This window comes from Dyella sp. BiH032, assembly GCF_031954525.1.
Classification (GTDB): Bacteria; Pseudomonadota; Gammaproteobacteria; order Xanthomonadales; family Rhodanobacteraceae; genus Dyella_D.
Map to the genome: position 1 here is coordinate 128,287 of NZ_CP134868.1, position 23,437 is coordinate 151,723.

General features: G+C 62.3%; 18 protein-coding genes. 10 read left to right on the plus strand and 8 right to left on the minus strand.

Annotated elements, in window-relative coordinates; genetic code table 11:
• Positions 1-2 precede the first annotated feature (2 nt).
• The gene (locus RKE25_RS22750) at positions 3-1,118 is read left to right on the plus strand and encodes a toxic anion resistance protein (RefSeq protein WP_311842492.1); all 1,116 of its coding nucleotides are present in this window, start codon (positions 3-5) and stop codon (positions 1,116-1,118) included.
• Positions 1,119-1,176: 58 nt separating this feature from the next.
• Positions 1,177-2,097 carry a hypothetical protein gene (locus RKE25_RS22755; protein ID WP_311842493.1) on the plus strand — a complete coding sequence of 307 codons (921 nt, stop codon included), beginning with the start codon at positions 1,177-1,179 and terminating at the stop codon, positions 2,095-2,097.
• A gap of 1,055 nt (positions 2,098-3,152) precedes the next feature.
• Here the strand turns inward: RKE25_RS22755 and RKE25_RS22760 are convergent.
• Complete coding sequence (locus tag RKE25_RS22760; protein ID WP_311842494.1) at positions 3,153-3,932, minus strand: hypothetical protein; 780 nt, start codon at positions 3,930-3,932, stop codon at positions 3,153-3,155.
• Positions 3,933-4,187: 255 nt separating this feature from the next.
• Between RKE25_RS22760 and RKE25_RS22765 the strand changes: the two genes are divergently transcribed.
• Together RKE25_RS22765 and RKE25_RS22770 are read left to right on the plus strand one after the other, a co-directional pair.
• Entirely contained in the window at positions 4,188-4,751 is a 564-nt protein-coding gene (locus tag RKE25_RS22765) for a hypothetical protein (RefSeq protein WP_311842495.1), read from the plus strand.
• An 80-nt stretch (positions 4,752-4,831) separates the two neighbouring features.
• Positions 4,832-5,260 (plus strand): H-NS histone family protein, encoded by a 429-nt coding sequence (locus RKE25_RS22770; RefSeq protein ID WP_311842496.1) that lies wholly within the window; start codon positions 4,832-4,834, stop codon positions 5,258-5,260.
• 137 nt (positions 5,261-5,397) lie between these two features.
• Here RKE25_RS22770 and RKE25_RS22775 read toward each other — a convergent pair whose 3' ends face one another.
• Together RKE25_RS22775 and RKE25_RS22780 are read right to left on the minus strand one after the other, a co-directional pair.
• Positions 5,398-5,790: a hypothetical protein gene (locus tag RKE25_RS22775; RefSeq protein WP_311842497.1), complete on the minus strand. Its 393-nt coding sequence runs from the start codon at positions 5,788-5,790 to the stop codon at positions 5,398-5,400.
• A gap of 1 nt (position 5,791) precedes the next feature.
• Positions 5,792-6,475 (minus strand): hypothetical protein, encoded by a 684-nt coding sequence (locus RKE25_RS22780; protein ID WP_311842498.1) that lies wholly within the window; start codon positions 6,473-6,475, stop codon positions 5,792-5,794.
• Positions 6,476-6,795: 320 nt separating this feature from the next.
• Between RKE25_RS22780 and RKE25_RS22785 the strand changes: the two genes are divergently transcribed.
• The 3 genes from RKE25_RS22785 (at position 6,796) to RKE25_RS22795 (ending at position 17,108) form a co-directional block, all read left to right on the plus strand.
• A complete protein-coding gene (locus RKE25_RS22785) occupies positions 6,796-7,854 on the plus strand; it encodes a hypothetical protein (RefSeq protein WP_311842499.1) in 1,059 nt (352 codons plus the stop codon).
• A gap of 865 nt (positions 7,855-8,719) precedes the next feature.
• Positions 8,720-11,803, plus strand: a complete 3,084-nt coding sequence (locus tag RKE25_RS22790) for an error-prone DNA polymerase (RefSeq protein WP_311842500.1) — start codon at positions 8,720-8,722, stop codon at positions 11,801-11,803.
• Between the two features lie 346 nt (positions 11,804-12,149).
• On the plus strand, positions 12,150-17,108 hold the full coding sequence (locus RKE25_RS22795; protein WP_311842501.1) for an autotransporter domain-containing protein: 4,959 nt from the start codon (positions 12,150-12,152) through the stop codon (positions 17,106-17,108).
• A gap of 103 nt (positions 17,109-17,211) precedes the next feature.
• On the opposite strand, the gene RKE25_RS22800 is transcribed toward RKE25_RS22795, so the two are convergent.
• The 4 genes from RKE25_RS22800 to RKE25_RS22815 form a co-directional block, all read right to left on the minus strand.
• Positions 17,212-17,403, minus strand: a complete 192-nt coding sequence (locus RKE25_RS22800) for a hypothetical protein (RefSeq protein ID WP_311842502.1) — start codon at positions 17,401-17,403, stop codon at positions 17,212-17,214.
• A gap of 239 nt (positions 17,404-17,642) precedes the next feature.
• A complete protein-coding gene (locus tag RKE25_RS22805) occupies positions 17,643-17,813 on the minus strand; it encodes a hypothetical protein (protein ID WP_311842503.1) in 171 nt (56 codons plus the stop codon).
• A 1,378-nt stretch (positions 17,814-19,191) separates the two neighbouring features.
• Positions 19,192-19,764: a hypothetical protein gene (locus RKE25_RS22810; protein WP_311842504.1), complete on the minus strand. Its 573-nt coding sequence runs from the start codon at positions 19,762-19,764 to the stop codon at positions 19,192-19,194.
• 507 nt (positions 19,765-20,271) lie between these two features.
• Positions 20,272-20,808, minus strand: coding sequence for a hypothetical protein (locus tag RKE25_RS22815; protein WP_311842505.1), 537 nt, complete (start codon positions 20,806-20,808; stop codon positions 20,272-20,274).
• A 242-nt stretch (positions 20,809-21,050) separates the two neighbouring features.
• Between RKE25_RS22815 and RKE25_RS22820 the strand changes: the two genes are divergently transcribed.
• The gene (locus RKE25_RS22820; protein WP_311842506.1) at positions 21,051-21,290 is read left to right on the plus strand and encodes a hypothetical protein; all 240 of its coding nucleotides are present in this window, start codon (positions 21,051-21,053) and stop codon (positions 21,288-21,290) included.
• Between the two features lie 22 nt (positions 21,291-21,312).
• Positions 21,313-21,972 (plus strand): SOS response-associated peptidase, encoded by a 660-nt coding sequence (locus RKE25_RS22825; RefSeq protein WP_311842507.1) that lies wholly within the window; start codon positions 21,313-21,315, stop codon positions 21,970-21,972.
• Positions 21,973-22,215: 243 nt separating this feature from the next.
• On the opposite strand, the gene RKE25_RS22830 is transcribed toward RKE25_RS22825, so the two are convergent.
• On the minus strand, positions 22,216-23,031 hold the full coding sequence (locus tag RKE25_RS22830) for a hypothetical protein (protein ID WP_311842508.1): 816 nt from the start codon (positions 23,029-23,031) through the stop codon (positions 22,216-22,218).
• Positions 23,032-23,175: 144 nt separating this feature from the next.
• Here RKE25_RS22830 and RKE25_RS22835 point away from each other — a divergent pair, with 144 nt between their 5' ends.
• Complete coding sequence (locus RKE25_RS22835) at positions 23,176-23,436, plus strand: hypothetical protein (protein ID WP_311842509.1); 261 nt, start codon at positions 23,176-23,178, stop codon at positions 23,434-23,436.
• Position 23,437: the final 1 nt, after the last annotated feature.

The window sequence follows — 23,437 nt, forward strand, 5'->3', positions numbered from 1 at the left end:
CCATGAACGACGTCGTGATCGCCGCAGACCCCAAGGAGTTGAAGGAACTTGGTCTGCGCGCGGAAGATCTTCCCGCCGTACAACAGTTGAAGGCATCTATTGATGCCTCCTCGCCGGCGGCCGTCTCCGGGTTCGGTCTGGAAATCGGCAAGCACACGAGCAGCTTCACCGATTCGATCCTCGCCCAAGTGCGTTCGAAGGACCTCGACAACGCCGGCGAACTCCTCAACGAACTCGCCTCGGCCGCAGGCAAGGCAAACTTCACCGCGCTGGGCGGCAGCCGCTCGAAGTTGCCGGTGATTGGCTCCCTGATCGACCGCTTCACCAATGCGAAAGACAAAGCGATCGCGCGTTTTAACACGGTGGAGGAGCAGGTCAACAAGCTGGCCGCACAGGTTGATACCACCGAACAGACGCTCAACCGCCGAATCCATGACATGGACGCCATGGCGATCTCGGTTCGCGACGAGTACCGCCTTATCGGCCAGCACATCCTCGCCGGCAAGCAGAAACTCAAGCAATTGCAGCAGGACTATGACGCCCTCCCCGAGGCTGCCAACCCTGAAGAGGCGATGGCACAGAGTGAGGCCAAGACGGTGATTCAGGTGCTGGACAAGCGAATCGCCGACATGCTCGTCCTGCAGCACTCGAACCTGCAGCAGCTGCCGATGATCCGCATGCTGCAAGATAACGATGCCCAGTTGTTGGATAAGTTCAGCAGCGCCAAGACGATCACCATCCCGAACTTCAAGCGCCAGTTCGTCCTGCGTGTTGCACTCGAGGACCAGAAGCGCGCCGTCGATTTCGCTGAGCGAATCGACGAGACCAACAACCAGCTTCTGCGCGACAACGCCAAACTGCTCCAGCGCAACACGATTCGCGCAGCCGAGGCCAACCAGCGCCTCGCAATCGATGTGGACACGTTGCAAGCCGTGCAGGACGACCTCGTGAAGACGTACGCCGACGTGCGGCGCATTCAGGACGAGGGGCAGCGCAACCGCGCGCAGGTCGAGGAGAAAGTCCGCCTTCTCAAACAGAGCGTGCAAGCGCAGCTTGGGCGCCCGGTGGATACCGATCCCGCGCGCCGCATTAGCAACGACCGCGCCGGCGCAGCCTGACCGCTACCGCGCCAACCACAGGCCAACCCGGCAGCACTCATAAGGAAGTGGTGAGCAAATGACAGCTATCTCTTCACGTAAGACCGGCCAATCGGCCCTGATTGATATGGCGGGCGATATCGCCAACGATGCGATTCGGCTCTCCGAGCGTCACCGCAAGGTCAAGCTCGCCTCCAGGTTGTTCTCTGGCGGCACCCTCGGCGTCGCTGTGTCGCTCCTAATCATGGGAGTCTGGCACTACTTCGCCGCACCATCCGTCACCTTCCGATCGCTGGACGTTCCGCAAAGCATTGTGAGCGCTGCCGCGCAAGCCGCGTCCGGAGCCGCGTCACTTGGCGGCTCACCGTTTGACTCTATTGCGTCGATGATCTTCACGGGGCCATTCCCGATCATCATGGCGGTCACTGCGCTTGTTGTGGGCCTCGCGCTGTCGGTCGTGCGCGGGTCCTTTAGTGCCCTGGTCGGTGCTGGCGCGTTCGCATTCGCGATGTTCATGGGCCCGCAGATGTTCGGCGCGATGTTCCCTTCCAGTGGGAACGACGGGGCGACGGCTGCAGCCGCAGTGCCCGAAAAACCGGCCGAATGGCAGGCATGGCTGAAGGATCATCCCAAGGAGGCAAGCACTGACGCGGGCCGCTACCTCGCGGCACAGGTTGCATATCTGACCAAGAATGGAGCGCTCAAAGTCGCACTGTTGTCCTGGCCGGGGACGCTGTCCGCTTCATCGGAGATTGACCCTTCGCGCGTCATCGTCATGGAGCGCAGCGCCTTCAATGAAGCACGCTCCTCAATGGCGGAGGCTAAGCTCGCGGACTACCAACATACCCGCGACCGCTTGCGCGCTGCCTCCTCCTCCGCGGCTCTGTGGCTCGCCGCGCTGGTTGTCGCGACGCTTGTCACACGCCGACTGCGTAAGACGATGGGAGCACGAGTTGAAAGTGCGATGGGCTATCTCGCGACTCGCGAGGCAAAGGCATGAACGGTCGGGTGAAACGGATGCTGCTTGCGCCTGTAGCCCTGGTCGGGTTCGTCGTCTTCGCCTATAGCCTGTCCAGCCCAGACCGACCCGAGAATTTGCGGATCCCAGTAACCCTTCAAGGTGCACTAGACGGGAATGGCGCTCTCCATGACCTCCGTCTAGTGATTGATGGCAACTCCGTGCCCTGCACTTCGACACGCCAGGCTGTCTACTGCGCCCTGCACGACCCGCACTTGCAGGCCCTGATTCTAAAGGCCGAGAACAAATGACCGAGAGAGCACCGATCCCGAGCCAGTCGCCGATTCACTCAGGAGCGAGCGACCGATCCACTCTTTACCGCCGGTCCCACTTGCTGCTCGGCGCCGTCGTTGTCCTCGGGCTGGCCGTCGTGCTCAGCAGCGTCGGGGGAATGCTCCCGGAGGCTGTGTCTGCCGATTTCGCTCTGCCATTCGTAGTCGCGCTCGGCTTCCTCTACATGATCGCGTCCCGCCCCCTTCGCGGCCACTCGTCGGCGCACATCCGAGAACTTCGGGGACTATACAAACGCACACTTCCTGTTACAGCCTCCGGCGTCACCGTTGCCTTCATCGCAACCATCGCACTGCCGAAGGGGAGCCTAGCGCCCGAGAGCGCGCAGAACACTGCGATCACGTGTCTGGTGGTGGCTGCCGGTACATTGCCGTGTTGGGCCTTCGTCTATCAGTCCACAGTGGTCGCCCTTGCGCGATGGACTCGTGTACGCCGCCGGTCTCAGTAGGTCTATGACTGACTCACCTCCTGCGCTGAGGCAGGCTCGCCATACTCCTCACCCAGATGAGCCGGCCTGCTCCGTGGCTGAGCCGCGACCACCGGCGCTTTCGGATAAAGCTCGCGCGGCGCTCTATCGCGCTCGGCAACGCATTAACGGCGGTCGTCGCGCGACCGTGACGCCGGCGACCGCCGCGCTACTACGAGAGCTGCTACGCGAGGCACTACAGCGGGACACGTGGACGTCTGACGATAGACACCACCTGGAAGGGTTTCTTCACCAGCTCAAGCGCGACTAAGCTGGTTGCCTAACCGCGCCACGCGGCGACGCGACGCAGAACCCGCTCCCGGCCCCGGTCGATGACATCGGGATCTGTTTTCTTCGACAGGTCTTCCTTTCGCTTTCGGCGTAGGAAATACGCGACCCGCTCGCCATTCGACCCGGCGGGATGTGGGAGCCCGGACAGGATCTGATCCTGCCGAAGGTGCCCAGCGCTGGCCATGAACTCACAAGCTTCCAGCGCAGCGGCACCGAGCGGAAGGAAGAGGGCACCGGTCAGCCCGCGGCACTCAGTAGCGAACCACCGCTCGATCTCCGTCCTTAGGAGGGGAGACCTTGTGATCCCAGACCCACCGAAGTTCTTTCCGTCCCGAAACACCGGATACCGGAGCGATGAGGTGAAGTGAACCAAGTCGGTGCGGGAAGTCCAAAGGAGTGACGTGGATGCGATGCCCATGCGCTCTGCCAGGCCAACGTGGTCGAGAAGGTTCACCAGATTTGTTCGAGCCATGCCGGCGAAGCTGGCCGTCGACTTCGCGAGCTCGCAGGCCTCAGCCTCCGATAGCCCACGCAGCAACGCACCACGAGCAGTGCCGATGGCTGCGTCGGCTTGCTGCTTTCCGGGAGTGATGCCAACAAGCACCAAGCGAGCGGATTCCACGACGTGATCGAACGGTGCGTAGAAAACAGCGTCGCGGTCATCTCCGATCATCCGAAGAGCCGAGGGAAGCGTCGCGTCCGTATCGAAATCAGGCGGGAGCCCGGCGATGGTTGCGGCATAACGGGAGAACTGTGACGCGAATGACATGTGATTCCTTCCTTGGCATGGCCCCATTTTGCATTGCCGCGAGACCGCGCCAAACGGCATCGTGGGTTAATTCTTCCACGCAGAGAGCGCCGGACAATTTGCACCGGCAAGTGTTAGGCTTCGGCTGGGCGATCTGCCGCCCGGCATTCGCCCGCCACCGGGCGCAGGCCCCTTCACGGCCAGCAGACAATATCTCAGCCAAACGGCATGCCGTGGCTGCAGATGGCGGGCTCTGCAGCTCATGGAAACAAAGCCGTGAAGTCCTCTGATGACTCTCTCGTTTTCCCTTCTGGCCGTTCCGTCGCCCGCGCCCGCCAAGACGCCAAGCGTCTGGCGAAGAAAGAGGGCATTCCTCTCAACGAGGCGCTTGATCGTGTCGCGTTCGAGAACACTCGTCTACTCGGCTATGGAGGGTGGGCGCAGCTCCTTGAGCTGCTTCGTGCCGGCGAGTGCCCAAACGCCTTCCCAGTGCCCGTTGATCGTGCTCCCAAAGGCGCGGAGCTGGACATCTTTTCAATGGCCAGCCTGGCACCGCGCCAGTATCCGTGGGACCACTGGGAGCGGATCGCGATCGAGCGCGGCGTCAGCGAGGAGATGGCGTCGCTCGGCCGTGCCGTCATGCGCGAGCACTACCAGCACTCGTGGGATCGTTTTGGTGATGAGGTCTCCATGCACGACGCGCATGCACCGCGCCGCATGATCGACCAGGCACTCGTCAATCCAGAGGCATGTCGTGCGCGCTGGACATGGCTTCTAGCTACCGATGGCGATCGTGTGGACACAGATGCGCCGTGGGCTCCGCCCGCCCGCGAGACCTGACAGGACTGCGTCTTGCGGAGTGCGTGTTCGCCATTCTTGCTGGCCTACACTAGGCTGGGGAGCCCAACACAGGACCAACCATGGCCATTGATCTGAAGAATCTCTCGCCGAAAGAACTGGAAATGCTCATCGCCAATGCGAGTGCACAACTCGGTAACGCGCGCTCAGAACTCATCAAATCGACCAGGCAGAAGATCGAGGCGCTCCTGCATTCGAACGGGCTGACCATCGATGAGGTCTATCCCACCCGCGGCAAGAAGGGTGCCGCTAGTGTGGGAAAGTCTGGATCCGCAGCCCCGAAGTACCGTAATCCAGAGGACCCGTCGGTAACATGGTCCGGGCGCGGCCGTGAGCCCGAGTGGTTCAAGAAGGCACTGAAGCGCCGCGGTGTGACGAAGGAATCCCTCCTGATCGGTGGCGGAGCGCCGGCGCCGGCCAAGAAGCGCTCGGGGCCCGTCAAGAAGGTGGCTCGGAAGGTTGCAAAGCGAGTGCCCAGGAAAACAAAGTAGGGCTCGTGAGCTACTGCGGTTCTGGCGCGACCTTTAGAATCAGGACGAGTAGCCGATAATTTTGTTGCTCACGCTGGGCAACCAAGGAGGGCGGTCGCGCTAGCGCCGCCCTCCGACTCCAATACGCGCATTCGCAGCTAACGGTCACTCTGCCATTCGCGCACGGCACCGTCCTCTGACACGAGGAGCCATCGCATGTTGAGTGCCTTGACGACCCAGGGCGCAACGGTCGCGGCCTGAATTCGAAACTGCTTCAAGTCAGGCATGGCGATCGCATGGATCACGTCTTTGTCCTCCATGCGCTGCACCAGCTGGCCAAGGCCAGTGCGAAAGTCGAGACCGCACTGGGTCGTTGCCCCTTTCGCCTCGATCTGCCATCGCTCTCGCGTCTCTGGATGGGAGCATTTCAGGTCAATCGTCCCCGCGGCATCGATGAGAAAGCCTCGCGCCGCGAAATGACGCTCGAGGGCATCTTGGACAAACCGCTCACGCGGGAAGATGGAGTCATAGCGGTAGCCACCAGCGCCCATCTCACTTCCCCCCACTCACGTCCTGCCCATCAGCTGGACCGGCCGGCACGAGAGAAGCGAATTCGTCGTCCGAGACCTCTTCGGAGCGCAGGTTGCCGGCGATCTGCTCGATCAGCTCAATCTCGTGGCCCACGAAGCTGTTTCCCTGCTTCGTGAACTCAAAGTTGCCGGCGAGGCGCACCAGGCGCGTACTGCCGCGTCCGAAGGACTCCTTCTCGCCGCACCACACTTTGCCCTGGGCGTAGTAGATCTCGTAGCTGCCTAGCGGCACCTTGAACGTTTGAGTGTCGCCTGCGGACACGTACGCACTCATGACCACGTTCTTTGTTCCCGCCTTGACCAACTTCACCAGGTAGTTGTCGCCGCCGGCAGGCGTGGTCAGTTTGAGTGGCGCCACGCCGCGCTGGTGGGTGTAGATCTTGAAGGACCCGGAGGTCACAGCCACGGGAACGCACGTCATCACTAGGGCCGACGGCTGCAGGCGCGCCAGGTCGGCGCCGTGGGACCGGTCCTGCGACGGCGGGGCCACTTTGACCGCGAAGTTCGGTGGCGACGGCGGCGCCCAGTCGGACTCTGGCCGCGTCACCCGCGGGGATTCGCCCCACTGCTGATAGACGGCAACCCCTGCCACAGCTACCGCCGCAGCGGCGATCTGATAGCGGTACCGGTATGCATTCCGAGCCACGGCTACCCAACTAGGCTCCAGAAGGAAACTGCCGCACCTTCCACAGCGCGCTTGGGCGCGCACGCGGTAGCGGTCCACTCGATTCTTTGCCCGGCAGACCTGGCACTCGACTTCTTTCATCATTTCCCCTGGTGCACTGAGGCGGCTGCTCCGAAGTGTAGTCGCGTCGCACTCCGGATCGGCACAACCTGCCCCGGTACCAGCGAGTTGGCCAGACCGGGGTAAAGGCCGTTCAACCAGTAGCATCGATCGCCATCAGCCGCTGAGATGGTCCTTGGGATTCGGTACGATTCGTCAGCCGCATTGAAGGATGAATTCGCATGAACTCGGACGGTGACTTCAGGATCGGATTATGGACAGGCCAGGCTTCGCGAGGGCTCGCCTTCGGGAGCGCCGGGTGGAACGACCCCGCCTACCTAAACGGGATCAAGATCGGCCTCGCCGAACAGACGGTCGGGGTACTCGAAGCCATCCGGGAAGGGCAATCCGAACACATCCAGGCGCTCAGCCATTACTTGGAGAGCCTCATTTCCGTCGTCTACCAGGGCAACGAGGCCATTATTGGACGCCTCAACGTAATCATCGATCAACTCGACGAGCAGACGAGGATGGAGCGCGCGAAGAATGGTCTGACCGATCTGGACGCGTACCTGCCACAGATGTTCGCACCGGGCGACGATTGGTTCGCGTCCATGACGGGGGACGAGCTTGCAGAACAGGCTACGGCTTACCGCTGCGTCGCGCTTAGTCTCGTCCCGCTCTACAAGTTCATTGGTCGTTTCCCGACAATGGCTCCGGCCTATCGCGTGCTGGACGGGATTGCGAGTCGGTGTGAGGCACACCTTCGAGACAGAGCGGTCGATTTCCTGCCAGCGGCCGAAGCCCTCAACGAAGCGATTCGCCCCCTCGCGGATACCCTTGTTAAAGACGGATTTCCTCCGGTTCTTCTGCCGTGGGTATTCGACTTCCACGATGCGGAATACGAGGGTAGCTTCGATTCGCGGAGCGTAAAGTTCACCCGGACTTGGCATTTCAACAGTCACGAGCCGGTGGGGCTCTACGGCTATCTGGTGGGTCTGAGTGGCAATCGGGCCCCCGTTATGAGCATCAAGGGAGCCGACATCAAAGATGCAGGGTCTATTTTCCGTTTTGGAAACGACGCGCGCGATGGTCTATTGAGGGACTTACGTCGCGCAGTGTCCGACCATGCGGTTATCCTCAAGAAGCATCTGCGTGCCCCGCTTGCGGACCGCAAAAAGATCGACTTGACGAATCTGGAAGCGGGAGCCAACAAGCTCGTGCTGCTCGCTACCGAAGGGGGCGAGTGGAAGCGCCTTATCTGCAATGCGCTTGATTACGTGCAGCTTGAGCTGACATGACAGACGCTAGCAAGCGCGAGGAGCGTTGCCGAACATTCGCCGCGGCGCGGCCCGAAACCTGTCAACCGATACAGCCTAGTTCTTCCTGAGACGCACCCTGGCCGCATGCGCTGAGATATCTAACACCGAGAGGAGGACGGCGATGTTTACTGCGTTTTTGTCGGTATTGCTTGCGGGTGCTCCTATGACTGCTCCAAAGGGAAGCCACACGAGCTACGGCATCGGTGCGAGCACCTCCTGTGGAGGATGGCTTGATGTGCGGAAGGGGCAGGACATCAACGAGCTGTACGCACTTCAGCAGTGGGTCTTGGGGTACGTCACTGCTACAGGGCGGCTCGACCTTGAGATGACACATACGGACGCGGCTGGTATGTGGAGCTTCATCGACGGCTACTGCGCGGGTCACCCACTCGTAACGTTGGAGAACGCGACGATTGCCCTCAGCCACGAAATGGGCGGCCCCTAGAATCTGATAAGCGATTAATTCAACAAGACAATTCGAACTCTACTTATCAAAATTGCAGGTAGCTCGGCTCAACCCCGGTACAACTCGACCATTGTCCGCGGTTACGGTCGACCCTGATGCATAGTTGTCCGCGCCGAATGCGGTCCTGGTGCATCGTTTTCCGCGGCTGACGGGCGGGACACATAGTTATCCGCGCGCAAACAGCATCTTCTCCGCGGTTGCACCGCATAAATGTCCGCGGAATACAACACTTTCGGCGGTAAGCGCTCTTGGGCGTCTCGCGCAGCGCGAGACTACCGGGCCGTAGACTTGATTTCTGACCCAACATTCAAGCTGACCTAAAGGCGGCCCGCCGGGCGGCCCAGTCCGCAGCGGACCATCCTGGTCGAGGGTGTGTCCATGGCGCCCGAATACGCCGAACTACATTGCCTGTCGAACTTCAGTTTCCAGCGCGGAGCCTCGAGCGCCTTGGAGCTGTTCGAGCGCGCCAAGGAGTGCGGCTATCAGGCTCTCGCCATCACCGACGAGTGCTCGCTCGCCGGCATCGTCCGCGCGCTGGAAGCATCACGGAAAACGGGTGTCGCCCTCATCGTCGGTGCCGAGTTCCAGCTCGAGGACGGTCCAAAGGTCGTTCTGTTGTGCGCATCGAAGGAAGGTTACGTCGGCCTCTGTGCCTTGATCACGCGCGGGCGCCGCGCCGCCGAGAAGGGTGAGTACCGCATCCACCGGCAAGACTTCGGCGGCGGGCTGCCGGGAACCATCGCCCTCTGGGTGCCGCGTCAGGAGATCGAAGAGGAAGAGGGAAGGTGGCTCAAGGAAGCGTTCGGCGATCGACTTCGTCTGGCCGTGGAGCTGCACATGGGGCCCGACGACGCCCAGCGGCTTCGCGCGCTGGAATTGACAGGACAACACCTTCAAATTCCGCTGGTAGCCAGCGGTGACGTGCACATGCATGTGCGCCGGCGGCGCGCGCTGCAAGACGTGCTCACCGCAATCCGACATCGCCGCACTGTTCCCGAAGCCGGTGGCCTGATCTTCCCAAACGGCGAGCGTCATCTGCGTGCGCGCGAGGCACTCGCCACCGTGTATCCGCCAGAGCTCCTAGCCGAGTCGCTGCGCATCGCGGAGCAGTGTCGCTTCTCGCTCGAAGAACTCAGCTACAAGTATCCAGCAGAACTTGTTCCAGACGGCCACACACCGATGTCGTGGTTGAAGGAGCTGACGGAAGAAGGGGCTCGGCGCCGATGGCCAGGGGGCCTGTCCGCAAAGGTTCGCGCCCAGATCGACCACGAATACGACTTGATCGCCCAGCTCAAGTACGAGCCGTACTTCCTCACCGTTCATGAGATCGTCGACTTCGCGCGTGGTCGCGGCATCTTGTGCCAAGGCCGCGGATCGGCAGCCAACTCTGCCGTCTGCTTCGCCCTTGGCGTCACTGAAGTAGATCCGAACGTCAACAACTTGCTTGTTGAGCGCTTCATGTCGATCGAGCGCAACGAGCCGCCGGATATCGACATCGACTTCGAGCACGAGCGCCGCGAAGAGGTGTTCCAGCATATCTACCAAAAATACGGGAGGGACCGAGCAGCGCTCGCAGCGACGGTGATTTCGTATCGCGGTAAGTCTGCCGTTCGTGACGTCGCGCGCGCACTAGCATTGCCGCTCGATCAGATCGATCTGCTATCGAAGGTCTTCGCATGGTGGGACGGCGAGGAGAACCTCGACGCCCAGCTGCGTGAGCGCGGGTTTGACCCCGACAGCCCTCTGCTCAAGCGCGTGGTATATCTCACGCGCGAGATTCTCGACTCACCTCGTCACTTGTCACAGCACGTCGGTGGATTCGTCATCTCGGATATGCCGCTGTCGCATCTCGTGCCAGTCGAAAACGCGGCCATGCCAGATCGCACGATCATCCAGTGGGACAAGGATGACCTGGACACAATGGGCCTCCTCAAGGTCGACTGTCTCGCGCTTGGCATGTTGACCTGCGTGCAGAAGTGTCTGGATCTCCTGCTCGCACACCACGGCCGAGCGCTGAGCATGGCATCCATTTCGCAGGACCAAGACGACGCGACCTACGAGATGATTCAGCGCGCCGATACCGTCGGCGTGTTCCAAATCGAAAGCCGCGCGCAAATGGCGATGCTCCCTCGGCACCGACCGCGCAACTTCTACGACCTGGTGATACAGGTAGCCATCGTCCGACCGGGACCGATCCAGGGCGACATGATCCATCCGTACCTTCGCCGCCGGCGCGGTGAGGAGGAGATCACCTATCCATCGGAAGAACTTAAGGCGGTGTTCGAACGCACACTCGGCGTGCCGTTATTCCAAGAGCAGGTGATGAAACTCGCCATGGTCGCCGCGGGATACTCCGCCGGCGAGGCGGACCAGCTTCGCCGTGCGATGGCGGCATGGAAGCGACACGGCGGCCTTGAAGCGCACCGCGAGCGGTTGATGACGGGAATGAGGGACAACGGGTTTAGCCAGGACTACTGCGACAAGCTATTCGAGCAGATTAAGGGCTTCGGGAGCTACGGCTTCCCCGAGAGCCATGCTGCCAGCTTCGCCCACATCGCCTACGTGTCGTGCTGGCTCAAGTGCCACTATCCCGCCGAGTTCCTGTGCGCGCTGCTGAACTCCCAGCCGATGGGCTTCTATGCACCGAGCCAGCTCGTGCAGGACGGGCAACGCCACGGCATTGTCATGCGCCCGGTCGACGTGCGCCATAGCGAGTGGGACAACACGCTAGAAAGCGATCGCTCCTCGACCGGCGGCTTCGCGATTAGGCTCGGCTTTCGCCAGGTTCGCGGCTTCAGGGAAGACATGGCTGAGCGAATCGTGTCCGCACGCGACGCGAAACGCTTTACGGACATCGCCGACCTGTGCGGACGCGCGGCGATTGATTCGCGCCATCGCGACCTGCTCGCCGACGCCGGCGCCTTGCGAGGCCTGGCTGGCCACCGCCATCGCGCCCGTTGGGCGATCGCCGGCGTGGAGGCCCAGCTGCCGCTGTTTGGCAACACCAGTCCGGAGGAGGAGCATGCGTCGATTCCCGCGCCGTCGCAGGGCGAAAACACGCTCGCCGACTATGCGCACGTTGGCCTGACGCTCGGTCCCCACCCGATTCAACTCATTCGCGATCAGCTACGCGCCGTGCGTTGCATCGACTCGCGCACGCTCGCGGCAAAACCGAACGCGAGCTTCGTGCGCGCCGCCGGCCTCGTCACCCAACGCCAGCGGCCGCAAACCGCAAGTGGCGTTACTTTCATAACCCTGGAAGACGAGTTCGGTCCAATCAATGTCGTCGTTTGGCGTGACGTCGCCGAGATGCATAAACGCGTGTACCTGGAGGCGAAGCTTCTCGGCGTCATCGGGCGGTGGGAGCATCAAGACGGAGTCAGTCACCTCATCGCTGCGCGCCTTCTCGACTACACGGAAATGCTTGGCAATCTCGACGCCAGATCACGCGATTTCCACTGAGCAAGAATCCCCCACCTGGGAAGAGGGGCGTGCTCGTCGCGCGCGTCGTGAGGCTCACGCCCACTCAGTGAGTACACAGCGTCACAAGTACTCCGCATTCGCGACACACCCGACTGGCACTACGCAGACAAACTTTGCGCTGAAAGGCAGTGCCTCACATTGGTGGATGCCACGCAACACGACTGCGAAGTTCGCTTCCTAGTCCTCAAGTTGTTGCGGCGCTGCCGATATAGGTCCTTTCGATTGCGTCCCCGCAATCAGAAGACGTCGCGCCGCGCAGAGGCGTAGCGAAAGCGGATCGTTCCGCTGCCACCAACGCTCTTCCACATGGAAAGGGAGATAGTCCTTGAACAAAACTTATCGTGTCGTATTCAACCGCGCCTTGAAGGTCCTGCAGGTCGCATCCGAGCACACCAGCTCACACAGCTCCAACGCTAGTGGCGCGGACGAGCGCCGCCGAGCGCCCGCACAGACCACCCTCAGTATCGCGCTCGCTGGTGTGCTCGCACTCAGTACCTTCATGGCGCCGCCGGCAGCGTTCGCTGCCAGCTCGCTCGATGGCCAGGCGGGCGCTTCGGGCGCTTCTGGTGGGCAAGGTGGCGCTGGTGGAGACAACGTTTCCCATGGCGGTGACGGTAGCAGCGGCTCGACTGGCGGCGATGGCATTGCCACCGACCTCGGCGGTGGTGCCGGCAAAGGCGGCGCCGCAGTCACGTCCCCAGGCGGAACTGCGACCAATGGCGGCGGCGCCGGCGCATCCTCGTCCGGCGCCGGTAACGGCAGCGGCGGTGCCGGCGGTGGCCTCATTACCGGCGGCAGTGGCGCAGGTGGTGGCGGTGGCTCCAATCCGTTCGGGACGCCCGGCCAGAAGACTGGTGGCGGCGGCGGCGGCGGTGGTGCCTTGGGTCTCGCCGTCACCTCGACCGGGTCGAACGGCGACAGCATCACGGGCGGCAACGGTGGCGCCGGCGGTGATGGCCAGGACATCAACATGAGCGGCGGTGGCGGCGGTGGTGGCGCAGGCGTGGCTGTCTCCAACTCCACGACCACCTTCAGCAACGTGGGCACAATCACCGGCGGGACCGGCGGCAACGCGGGCATGAGCAGCGGGACATTCGCCGGCGCGGGCGGCGGCGGTGCTGGCGCGCTCCTTTCCGATGGCGCGACTCTCATCAACTCCGGCGCGATCAATGGCGGGCGCACGCCGACAGGCACTGGCTTGTCGCATACCCTGGGCAACCCCGATGCGGGCGACGGCGTGGCGATTGCCTCCGGTACGCTGGTCAACAATGCCGGTGCCACCATCCGCGGTGGTGACGTGGGCGTCCTGGGCACGACCGATGGGTTCGGTGGCGTCGGTATTCGCGTCGTGGGCGACAACGCGCACGTGGTGAATGCTGGCTTGGTCTACGGCGGCAAATCGGCTAACGGTTCGCGCAGCAACGCCGTCGACATCACGGGCGTTGGCGCAGTGCTTGAGCTTCAGCAGTTCTCGCAGTTCTTCGGCAACGTGGTTAGCCACGCCAGTGACAGTGAGCTGCGCCTGGGCGGCACGGGTGACGCGACCTTCGATCTCACTTCCATTTCCTCTACTGCGCCGGCGGCGTACACGTCGGGCCGCGCCCTCTTCTATGGCTTCGCGAGCTATTCCAAGACCGGCGCCGGCCGCTGGACGCTCATCGGCAACACCTCCGCTGATGTCAGCTGGACCGTCGATGAAGGCGCCCTTGTGATCGGCGACGGCACGAATGCGACGTCGCTAGCGACCTTGTCGGTGAACAGCGCGGGCAACGTGCAGGTCGCCAACGGTTCAACGATTTGGGGCAAGAATGGCGCGGTCGGCGACGGCCAGCCGGGTGGTTGGGGCGGTTACGGCGATTCGGCGATTTACGTCGACAGCGGCACCGTCACCAACGCTGGTTCTCTGCTCGCGGGTAACGGTGGCGCGGGTGCTAGCGGCAACGGTGCGCAGCCGACCCAAGCAATCGGAACGAACGGCGCCACCGGCAGCGGAGGTCAGACGGGTGGCTTCGGTGGGGTGGGCGGCGATGGCATCAATGGCGACAGTTTCACGCTGACCAATACGGGACTGGTTCGCGGCGGCAACGGCGGAGCAGGCGGTACCGCCAACGGCGGAGCGGGCGGGCAGGGCGGCAACGGCGCAGACGGCATGCCCGCCATGCCCTCCCCGTTCGGCGATGGTTCCCCGGGCTTTACCGGCGGCACTGGCGGTGCAGGCGGCACCGGTGGCCGCGGCGGTGACGGCGGCAACGGCGTATCGGGCGTCGCATTCACCGTAATCAACACAGGCACGATCTCTGGCGGCAACGGAGGCTTGGGCGGTGAGGCGCACGGCGGCGCCGCTGGACTGGGTGGAAACGGTGGCCAAGCAGGGCTCCCGGGCATTACACAGAATGGCGCCCAGGGTGCAGCCGGCGTCGCCGGCGCCGAAGGCACCCCTGGAGCAATGGGCGCCGGCGGTGCCGGCATCTACTCTTTTGGCAATAGCCTCGTCGTCAACGGCGGTCTCATCGAAGGCGGTTTGTCCGGCGACGGCATCGAGCGTGCAAATGCGGTCACGCTTACCGGCGGTGGTAATACCGTCGTGCTCGAAGCCGGCTATTCCTTCAAGGGCAACGTCGTGAGCGAGCAGGATGCGGGTCCGGCGTTCGCCATGTTCATGGCACCGCCGACACCCACGGCTGGCGACACCCTGGCACTTGGCGGCGACGCAAACGCGTCGTTCGATGTATCGGGCATCGTGTCCGCCGCCGCCGCTTCCAGCGCTACGACCCAGTACGCAGGGTTCAAGTTCTTCCGCAAATCCGGCAACAGCACGTGGACGCTGCAGGGGACCACGTCCGAGGTCACCAACTGGTCGGTGGAGGGCGGCACACTCGCGATTTCGAGTGACCAAAATCTGGGCAACCAGGCCGGCGCGCTCGCGCTCAACGGCGGCACGCTGGAGAACACCGCTGCCCTGACTTCCGCGCGCGCGATCTCGATCGCACAGGACGGCGGAACGCTCCAGACGGATGCAGATCTGACGCTTACTGGCACCATCAGTGGCGCGCAGACGGGCGTGGGTACGCTGACCAAGACCGGCACCGGCACTCTGGCGATCGCCAGCACCAATGCTTACGCAGGCACCGTCGTCATCAGCGAAGGCACCCTCCAGTACGGCACCGGTGGCGCGGCCGGCGGCTTGGGCAACGCGAACGTGGTCGACAACGCGACGCTCGCGTTCAACCGCAGTGATGCCGTGGCGTACACCGGTACCGTTTCAGGCAGCGGTGCCATTGTCCAGAAGGGTGCAGGCACCCTGACCCTCACGGGCACCAACACCTACGCGGGTGGCACGAGCATCAGCCGGGGCACGCTTCAGATTGGCGATGGCGGCACGACCGGCACCATCGTCGGCCCGGTGGCCAACAATGGAACGCTCGCGTTCGCGCACGGCGATGATTTGTCCTTCTCGGGCGCGATCAGCGGCGCCGGCTCCGTGGTGCAGAACGGCACCGGCACGCTCACTTTGTCGGGCGCCAATTCCTACACCGGTGGCACCATCATCAACGCAGGTCGCCTGAAGGGCGACACCAACAGCATCAAGGGCGACATCGTCGACAACGGGAGCCTGCAGCTCGATCAGGCCAGCGACGGCGTCTACGCCGGCGTCCTGTCCGGGCAAGGCAACTTCCTCAAGTCCGGAGCCGGAACTCTCATCCTCAACGGCAAAAATACGTTCTCGGGCACGACGAACATCGCTGCCGGAACGCTCGAAGTGGGCGATGCATCGACGCCGACCGCTCTGCTGGGTGGACACATCGATGTTGGCACCGCCGGCACCCTGCGCGGTCACGGCACGATCAGCGGCGACGTCGTGAACAACGGTATCGTCCGCCCGGGCGGCTCGATTGGCACCCTCACGATCAACGGCAACTTCACCCAGACCAGCGGTGGCCAGCTGCTGATCGACACGGCCGCCGATGGCACGGGTAGCCGCCTCGTGGTGAACGGCGCCGTCGCGCTCGCGGGCAGTGCGCTTTTGATCCTGCCGTCGTCGGACTGGAAGGCAAATACGAACTACCAGGTGCTGACCGCTACCGGTCCAGTTACCGGCCAGTTTGCCTCGGTCGCCTCCAACTTCGCCTTCGTAAATCCGACCCTCAGCTACGGTACCGACAACGTCGGGTTTGTTCTTGAGCGTAACGACGTGACATTCCCGACAGTGGCAGGCACCCGCAACGCGAAGGCTGCTGCTGCTGCCGCGGAATCGCTCGGAGCTGGGGCTGCCGTCTATGACGCTCTCGTCCTCCTCGACGATGTAACTGCAGCCAAGGCTTTCGAACAGCTGCAGGGCGACATCCACGCAAGCACTCGCACGGCGATCCTTGAGAACGACCGTTACGTTCGCGACGCGATTGGTGCGCACCTCGCCGGAGTGGCCAGCGAAGCAAACGGACACGCCGAGACCAGCCAGGCGGGCGTCACTGCATGGACCTCCGTGTGGGGTCACTGGGGCTCGCACGACAGCGACGGCAACGCAGCTGAGCTGGACAGCAACGGCAGCGGCCTGGTCGTTGGCGCCGATCTGGCGGTCGGTGGCGATGCCCGTATTGGTGCCCTGCTTGGACAGGGACAGGGCACGGCCCGCAGCCAGGGTCCGGCCACCTCGGCCCATCACGTGGACACCTACGCCGGTCTCTACGGTGACACGAAGGTTGGTGCCGTTCGTGTGCAGGCTGGCGCGGTCTACGGCTGGCAGAAGGTGAACGCGTCCCGCTCGATGAGCTTCGGCGCCGTCAATGGTCAGGCGGTCAGCCGTTATGACGCCAACACGGCGCAGGCGTTCTTCGATGCCGGCTATGAGTTCTCGCTTGGTCGCAGCACGGTCGCACCGTTCGTCAATGTCGCTTACGACCGCATCACCACCGACGACATCCATGAGCACGGCTCCGCCGCCGCGCTGAACGTTTCGGGCGACGACAGCGCCGTCACCGTTAGCACACTGGGCGCCCGCGGCAGCTTCAACTTGGATGATCGCGGTGGTCTTCGCGCCAACGTGAGTCTCGGCTGGCAGCACGCCTCGGGCGATATCACCCCGGTGGCCGCGGAACGCTTCGCCGCAGGCGGCAACACGTTCAACGTCTCCGGCGTGCCGGTTGCGAAGAACGTCGCCGCGGTGTCCGGTGGTGTGAGCTTCGATGTATCTCCGGCTGTGACCGTCGACGCGACCTACGGCGGGCAGTTCGGTAGCCACGCGACGGATCAGTCCGCTCGCATGAGCCTCACCTGGCGGTTCTAAGAAGGACGGCGCCGCGACTCGTAACGAGCGCGGCGCCTTGCTCTACCTCGGACCGGGAACCAGAACGCCCGGTCGCAAGCTAGGCAACAAGGCAAGGGCGCTATCAGCGCCCGCCCTTCGCCAGCGCCCAGGCCTCGGAATCCTCAATCCTCACGCGTGCGCTCGCCCCCTCGCGCACCTGGCCAGCACGCGCATCCGCGTCCGACCAGACCCTGCGGCGGGCCACCTCACGAGGCTTGCCACCTTCCCAGATGACGACGACCCACTCGCACATGGCGCGCTTTGCCTTTCGCATTTCTGATCTCCTCTGCTGAATCCCTCTTGAGCATAGGAGTGGGACATCTCAGACGACGATACTCACGTGCGGGCGCTGGTAATGATTGAACAGCGTTCCGGCTCCGTTTGAACAACGCGCTGCTGTTGGTCACTCTGCAGCTGTTGCTCAATCAGAGCAGTTCCGAAAGGTCCGGGAACGCGCACGAAAGATTATTGCGAACTCGGCCGGCAATAGGCCAAAACGGTTACTGATAGCAATCAACTGATGACCGCACAGCGCGCGACCAACAGGTGCGCGACCAAATGGGGCTTTTCCGAGACCGCCTTCACGCCGCCAGTGGCCACAGAAGCGCGCCAAAGCGAACCGTTCCACGGCCAGCGCACGTCCCCTGCACGCATGTCATGACGGGGCGTCTGGCCGTCGATCATCGAGGTTTGCTCGCCGCGGTCGAACGAAAGATCGACCCACCGGGTGATGGCGACATTCGTTAGTCGTCAGTGAACAGAGCAAGTGAGGTTTTGATAGCTACCGTTTGAGCCCAGGTTCGAGCTAACCACCGACGTCTGCTGCCCAGGGACCCACCCTACGTCATGCGCGTGGAGCACGTCATCGTTCCCGGTCACGCTGTTATGTCGCGAGAACGTCACATCAACTGAGCAATAGATTCCGCTCGCTCCCGCGTTGCTTACGACTACATTGAATATGCACGTCGATGGATCGCTGGGATCCTGGCACATTGTTCCGTAGGTAGAGCTGAAATTCGCCGTCGGTTGCGGGGTCGGACTCACGGGTGATGCAGCTGGCACGCTGGATGGGTGATTGGCTGGGCCAGATGGCGTTGGATACGTCCCAACGGTTTGCGGTAGTGAAGCTCCGGACGGCGACGAAACTGTGTTGAAGGGTTGGAACGCTGGTTGGTTCGACGCCGTGGCCGGCTGCTGTCCCTTCGCCGTGCTCGCTAGTAGGGCTGCCTGACGCGCAGCCTGCGCCGCTTGCTCCGCGGATAGTTCCGCTCGTCGCGCGGCCAACTCATTGCTTCGCACCTGTTGAGTTGCGTCGGCAGAAGCCTTGATGCGCAGCGCAGACGTAAATACTTCAGTCGCGGCCCCGAGCATTGCGACCCCTATGCTTTCCTCTTTGGGCTCATTGGCACCCGACGTGTCGCCGCTTACCTTGATCAACGTGATCGTATAGATCAAGGCCTTATTGGGAGGCACCGGCGAACCCGGGTTGTCGCCGTAAGCCAGTTCAGGCTGCAGAAAGAGCCGACTCTCTTCGCCCTCGCGCATCAAGAGAAGCCCGGCGCGAAGCCCCGGAATCATCGTCTCCACCGGCAGGGTGGCCCTGGCAGACTTTAGCGTCGTGCCATCGGGGAGGCCTAAGTCGTACCAGAAGGTAACGGTCGAGTGAGGCCCAGGGGCGTGTCCGGTGCCCTGCATTAGCACTTGATACTGTAAGCCCGAGTCAGTTGTGTGGATCCCAGGCGTAGACTGATTCCTGGTGAAGAGTTCGCGCGCCTCTCGCAGATTGCTTTCAGTATCCCCAGGGGTAGCAACCTCGGCCGCACAAGGGTCTGGCCATGGGGCGCTGACGACCAGCGCCCACGTAACGAAAACACCTCGCACCAAAGAAATAAGGGGCTTCATCGAGACGCCTCCCACCTAGTACTGCGGCTAAGTAGATCAAGCCGCCTTTCTGACGACCATCAGCCAGATGGCCAAACGGTGCCCCTGACACACATGGTCAGTACCAGCAGGGTGTTCAGTGGTCGCCGGAATTGGTGTTCAGTCAGACCGGAATCCGCACTCACGCGAGCAGCGCGATCGGTACTTCGTGAACAAAAGGCGGAGCGTGCGGCATAGCTGCATCGAGCTCGAGCAGCGCGGCGCCGGTGAGCAGATATACGCGCTCGAACGTTTGCGCGAGTGGTAGCGACGCACCGAGCATGTCGAGCGCGCTGCCCAACTCGACGTTCAACCCTGTGTTGTCGTAGATGAGCAGGTCACATCGCTCGACCGTCAGCGGTGCACGCACGTACCGATCGGTCTTCTTCGTTATCGCATCCCCGATCAGCGCAAGCCAGCATTTGAGCGTCGCCGCCGGATCGTCGTCCCTAGGCAACCGTGTGGCGGGTGGGTGTTCTATGAGCCGAGCGACTAGCGCTTCCATGTCGCGTCCGGACATCGATGCTGCACTCGACAGCGACAAGAACTGGACAGCGTCCGGCACATCAGTCAGACCGGCACGTGCCGCGAAACTGAGGAAGCGCGCATAGCTGGCGTCGACAGCCTGCGTGACTTCCAAGCCCGTTTCGTGGGTGCCGGTTTGAATGGTGAAGTCCGGCCTTTCACCTGGCCAAGCGATCACGGGAAACGCCAAGCGGTGACTCGAAGCAAGGGCGCTCAGGTGCCGCGCCAAAGCCCATTCCTCGGTGGCGTTCTTCGCAAGCCGCGCTCGCTCTCGCCCTGGCGCGTCACCCAGGGCCACGCCGGCAGCCAGTAGCCCACCGGCATCCGCAAACAGCTGACCAGCAAACGTAGACGTTCCCCGAGTTCCCACACGGTGCTCCCAAAGTCGCTGCGAAACGAAGCCTGATTTTTACCGGCACCCATCGTGGACCACCCTGAGTGAGATCGCAAAAATCGAGGGCATCTCAGTGGCGAAAGGAACGTGGTATCCAACCAAGCAGGCATGGGCGGAGGCGAGGGCGGCCGAGTGCAAAAAGCAGGCTGAGGAGCTGAAGTTCCGGCCCACGAACAGAGCTCACAAAACGCACGAGAAGTACGCCGATATCCGGTTCCTCAACAGCGAGGCTAGGCGCTTTGCCGCCTTGGCGGCGCGGTATGAAGCGGCGGGGCTCTGACCACTTATATCGCGACAACGGATTCAAGCTCCGGTGTTCTGTCTACCGCTTCGGCTCCGCGCCCCAGGCACCGCATAGGCCTCATAATTCATCACTTTCCCGTTCAAGACACGCTCCCAAAGTACACGGCGCACGTCTTCGGGGATTTCATCCCACTGAACGAGGTCAATGCCAGCCACGTCGTAATCGCCGTTCGCCTTCATTGCCGCATAATTCTCTGACAGCGTCGTAATTCGAACCTGCTCAAGGTCGCGAAGGACTCGAATGAAAGCCTCCGCGTCCCTAGGCCCAGCGAGGTCGCCTTCCACGAGTGCGGTGAGTCGCGTCTGCAACCGCTTGAAGTGCTCCAGTGTTAGGCGCTGCCGGGGATCGGCAAGCGCGGATCTCGATACCTCGCCTGTGAAGAAGCGGATCTGTCTTGCCAACCGGTTCGACACAATGTGCGTGTACCACGCGCGCGCCATTGATGGCGTTATGCCGGGCCGGCCGGCAAGCCACAGCATCTCGTCGTATAGCGAGCGCAGCCGCTCGTTCAGGTCGTCCGGAAGGGGGGTCGACAAATCCAACTCTCGACTCAACGGCAAGCGCTCCCTATAGCGATGGCGCCATTCTGCCGGAGCGCGGCCGAGCCGGGCACCTTAGGCCCCGGCCAAGCGGGTAAGCTATTGCTGTCGGACCGCATACGGTTCCGCTGATGGCTGGCCAGCACGACCGCCACGCATTTAGCCGCCATCGATAGTTTGACCGCCCAAGGACATTAGCGGACGTACGGTGAGCTAGACATCTGATCGGGGATACGACCATGGCGACGCGACAAAACCTTGCGAAGCAGCTGGATGAGCTGGATGCAGCCATTGATGACATGAAGAAGATGCACCCGGACCCAAGCGAATTCTGGCCAGAATTCGCCGGCATGGCGGACGTCATACTCGACCAGGCTTCTGCCGAGGACTACGACTGGGTGAATGCCCGAACGGACGAGATCCTGGCCAAACACCATCTCGCAATTCCGCCTCAGGTGCCCTCCGAAGATGTGCGGTAGGTACGGTAGCTACCCCATCGGTTTGTCCCGCAACGACAAGGCTGCGATCCAGCAGCTTGGCCTCGATCTGGAGAGCGCAGTAAATCAGCGCGAGCCAATCTACAACTTGTGCCCGATGATGCGCGCGCCGGTCGTTTTTCAGGGTGAGCGCGACTTGGAAATTCACGCGTTCAAGTGGGGTTTGATGCCCTCGTGGGCCAAAGACACAAAGGATGCCTCTAAGCGAATTAATGCGAAGGTGGAGACGGTTACTAAGCTTCCCAGTTACCGCGTGGCATTCAAAAAGCGTCGCTGCTTGGTGCCCATGTCCGCTTACTACGAGTGGAAGGGCGACAAGCCTCCGAAGCAGCCCTATCTCATCCACAAAACCGACAACACGCTTCTCATGGCCGCGGGACTCTGGGAAGTTTGGAAAGACCCTAAGGACCCGGGCGCCGAATGGCTGCGAACGTTCACTGTGATCACTGGTGAGCCCGGCAAGGTCAGCGGCGATATTCACGACCGCCAGCCGGTTTTTCTCCCTTCGGATCGCTGGGAGCATTGGTTGCTCGGCACACCAGAGGAAGCAGAGCAGGCGATTAGGGACGTCCCGGAGCCGGACCTTACCTACTTCCCAATCTCTAAGGCGATCAACAATCCGCGCAACCAAGGGCCGGAGCTAATCCAAGAGGTAACGTTGTGAGTACGAACACGCCCAGCGAGGCCGGCAAGCTCCGATACCCTGAGGGCGACGGCTACATGACGGTGCTTCAGGAGCCAGTTCCCTGCACCTGCAAGGCGACATGCCATCCCCTTTGCGCGGGCGAATGTGGCTGTGAAGCATGCTCGCTTATGTTCACGATGTTCTGTGACGAGGCTGGATGTTTCCCTGAGACGAAGACGGAGCTCGAACAGGCCATTATTCGCTATCGCGGTGAGCTATAAGTCACTGTGGCTCGTCTTCAACCCACTCACCAGAGGCGAACTCGATGGGGGCGGTCGGACCTGAAGGCACGATGCCCGTCACGCGAAGTGTTCCGTTCGACATGACCTCAAATACAAACGGCTCATGCCCGGCTGCTCGTAGCTTCTTCAAGCCCTCGGGGTCGCTTTCCAACCACGCCGTGAACACCGCTGTTTGATATTCATCAGCAACCTGCACAAATCGCTCAGCCGTATAGGCGACGCGGCCCGGTGCGACGTACCGACCACCCCAAATGGCGGTAGGATTCATTGGGTCTATTTGCGCTGCCGTTGCCTGAGCTGGGAGCCCCGCCGCTCCGTTCTGCACACCATGTGTACCTCGTAGCACGCCGAGTAGTGGGGCAGCTAACAGACTGCCATCCTCGCCCCTGGTCGGCTCCAACGCCGCCAATCGCGTCTCGATGGCACTTCGCACGGAATCACGCACGCCCAGAACGAACGGGCACATGCCTCCGTTTGTCATCAGCTTTTCCACAAACCACGGAATGAGGCCATCCAACAGCTCATCTTCAGTGCGAGCCGCCGCGGTGACGACACCGGCCGAATTGATGTTGCCCAGGAAGCCGATGTAGCGAACTGGTACCTCACGAATCTTTGGGAGGCGGGGCTCAATGTACGTCCGCCAGGCTGGCGGAGACTGAGCGAGGAAGAGCTCCAGCCGGTCCCGGCCTTCTGGCGATTCCTCGAACACGGCAGCTAGGTTCTGCTCTCTCGGGGATCGCTCATTCAACTGGCTCAAGGCGAATTGCAGGTGGTCCCAACGTTTGAGGTTGCTCATGCGCTAGATGCTCGGGCGGGAGGGCGTGCCCGGCAAGTGTGAACTGACGCTTGCCGTTCAGCTATGCGTTCTGCGGGTCATTAATTTTATCGCGGTGACCAATCTCCGGTCGCCAATCGACATCAACAACAGTGGATAAACTCGATGAAAGAAATGATCAAAGGCAGTTTTAACGCTGACGGCGTGGCCTGGGACTACGAAGCGTGGTTTGCGCAGGACAACGAAGGAACGCCGCTCGCAGCCATCCGGCATCGGCGACAGGGGACCACCGATGCGTGGACACCGACCACCCCAATCACGCTCCATCTACGGCATGCGTACACCCTGGAGCAGCTGGCGTTCGCTCATTTTGGGAGTGTGCTCGACATGTCGGTCGAGGAGGGAGACTTCGTTAAGACGCGGTAGC